This is a genomic window from Actinomycetota bacterium, assembly GCA_040755895.1.
GTDB lineage: Bacteria > Actinomycetota > Aquicultoria > Subteraquimicrobiales > Subteraquimicrobiaceae > Subteraquimicrobium.
The window spans coordinates 1-2,618 of sequence record JBFMAG010000020.1 but is presented as its reverse complement, the minus strand read 5'-3'; the positions used below and the strand labels follow the sequence as shown (position 1 = coordinate 2,618).

Sequence of the window (2,618 nt, the reverse complement as noted above, 5' to 3'; positions counted from 1 at the left end):
CGGTTTTCCTTTTTTGGATTCACGTTCTAGGATAGCGATGTTAAAGGAAACCATTGAAGTCCTGAAGGGTCTTTGGGGGAATGATAAATTTTCGTATTCTGGAAAGTTTTACCATCTTAAAGAAGCTTACTGCTCACCTAAAGCTACGACTCCTATTTGGGTAGGGACTTTTAAATCAGGTCATTTGATGCTTGACTTGTGTGCTAGACTAGCAGACGGAATAAACATTTGGGGTTCTCCACCTCAACTTAGAGAATCTCTAGAGATTTTGAATGAGCTTTGCCATAAATACGATAGGGACATAACGAAGAGTTGGTCTGGCATCTGCATCATTGGAAAAAGCAAAGAAGAAGTGATGAAAAAAGTTCGGGCATTTTTAAAGCCTGGACAAAGCTTAGAGGACTATGCTGAGCCCAGATTGGTTGGAACACAAAAGGAGATTGAAGAAAAGATTAAAATATACGAAGAGATGGGCATAAGCCATTTCATCCTTCGCTTCCCATACCTTGAGGATGCAGTGGAATTCTAACAGGGAGTTTTTCGGTGTCAAATCGCATGTTGAAGGATTAAAATGATGACCGCGAGGGTGAAAATCGGTGATAAGCTCGTGGGCGAAGGCGAGCCCGTGTTCGTAGTTGCTGAGGTTGGGTCAAACCATGACCGCAAGCTCGGGCAGGCGAAGCGTCTGATCGATGCAGCGGCGGATGCCGGTGCAGATGCTGTCAAATTCCAGACATTTCTAGCGGATAAGTTAGTGGCGAAAATATCTCCGAAAGCCGGCTACATGAAAAAAGTGAGCGAGAAGGAATCGGCATACGAAATTTTTAAGCGGATAGAGCTCCCCCGAGAGTGGCACCCCGAACTTGTGAGATACGCGAAAAAGAGGGGTCTGATTTTCTTATCCTCGCCATTCGATGAGGAAGCTGTCGACCTTCTTGATGGGCTTGGCGTCCCCGCTTTCAAGGTGGCGTCCGGGGAATTGACAAACTTGCCTTTCATCAGATACATGGCCAAGAAGAGAAAGCCGATGATAGTTTCTACTGGCGCGGCCACCATGGGCGAGATCTGGGAAGCGATATTGACGATTAAGCGGGCGGGAAACGAGAGGATCGTCCTGCTTCATTGTACGGCGAATTACCCGGTTGCGGAGGAGGATGCGAACCTCCTCGCGATAAACATCCTGCGAAAGGAGTTCAAGCTCCCCGTTGGCTACTCGGACCACACGCTTGGGATAGCCGCGCCCTTGGCAGCGGTTGCTCTCGGTGCAGTAATAGTTGAAAAGCACTTCACACTCAGCAGGAAGCTACGGGGGCCGGACCACTTCTATTCCATAGAACCAAATGAACTGAAAGCGATGGTGAAGGGCATCAGGGCAGTGGAAAAAATGATGGGTACACCGACAAAAAAAACCGTCAAAGCCGAGCAGGAAATCCGTAAGCTGGCAAGGCGGAGCATATTCGCTAAAGTGGACATTCCCGTAGGCATCGTTATCCAAAAAGAAATGCTCACTATTTTAAGGCCAGCAATCGGGCTTGAACCCAAGTACTTGGAGAGGGTGGTTGGCAAAAAATCGAGGGTTTACATCAGTCAATACAAACCCATCACGTGGGATAAGATAAAATAAAACAACATGTAGAGTAAGTTCATGGGCGATGTTCTCCTAATAAACCCAATTGTTCGAGAATGGGCCGAGCCTAACTGTGTGCCTAGCGGCATAATGTATCTGAGCTCGGTACTGAGAGAGAAAGGCCACCAAGTGGATATCTTAGATTGGAACGGGCACAGGTACGCGCAATCCGAGCTTAAGGAGATAGTAAAAGCAAATGCTGGTGCTTACGATTTGGTAGGCGTGGGTGGGATAGTTACAACTTACAAGCCCACCAAGTGGGTAACATCTACCATCAAAAAATACCATCCACACGTGCCGGTCATCGTTGGTGGCCCTCTTGCGACCAGCGTCCCTGAAATCCTTTTTAGAGATATGGAGATCGACATTGTCTGCATCGGAGAAGGGGAACTGACGATACTTGACCTCATGGACAATTTGGGTGACTTAAGCAAGGTGAAGGGGCTAGCCTATAGGGATGGGGATGAAATAAGGATGAATCCTCCACGCGAGCTCATTCGGGATCTGGATTCGATACCATTTCCGGATTATGAGAACTTGGATACTCTGGAGATTTACTTAAAAAATCCAATAGGGTACCTGAACAGGCGCAAATGGGTGGATGGAAAACCTGTTGGTGAAATCAAATCAGTAAACATAGTTTCGGCCAGGGGCTGCCCGTTTTCGTGCAATTTTTGCTACTCTAAATACTTGGGTTCGGTTTACAGGGTAAGAAGCGTAAAGAACGTGGTCGATGAAATGGAATATGTAATTGAGAAATTCGGTTGCGGGTACATTCACTTTACCGACGAGCTCTCGTTTACCAAACAGAGGATTCATGAATTTTGCGACGAGCTCAAGCGCAGGGGGATAAAGGTGATATGGGGCGGTGCTTTTAGAATAGACGCCCTCGATCGGGAATCGATGGAGCGAATACGCGAGGCAGGATGCAGGCACATCGGGTGCGGAATTGAGTCGTTTTCTCCCAAGATACTCAGGGCGATGAATAAAA

The 2,618-nt window shown here is 47.3% G+C and carries 3 protein-coding genes; all 3 read left to right on the top strand.

What is annotated here, in order from left to right:
• Positions 1-529: LLM class flavin-dependent oxidoreductase (locus AB1466_00790; protein MEW6188639.1), on the top strand; the 529-nt coding region annotated here is incomplete at its 5' end.
• Between the two features lie 42 nt (positions 530-571).
• The gene (gene neuB / locus AB1466_00785) at positions 572-1,624 is read left to right on the top strand and encodes an N-acetylneuraminate synthase (GenBank protein MEW6188638.1); all 1,053 of its coding nucleotides are present in this window, start codon (positions 572-574) and stop codon (positions 1,622-1,624) included.
• A 21-nt stretch (positions 1,625-1,645) separates the two neighbouring features.
• Positions 1,646-2,618: radical SAM protein (locus AB1466_00780; GenBank protein ID MEW6188637.1), on the top strand; the 973-nt coding region annotated here is incomplete at its 3' end.

Bases quoted from the DNA above. Each gene is read 5' to 3' on its own strand.
- neuB (MEW6188638.1), top strand. From the start codon at position 572: ATGATGACCGCGAGGGTGAAAATCGGTGATAAGCTCGTGGGCGAAGGC.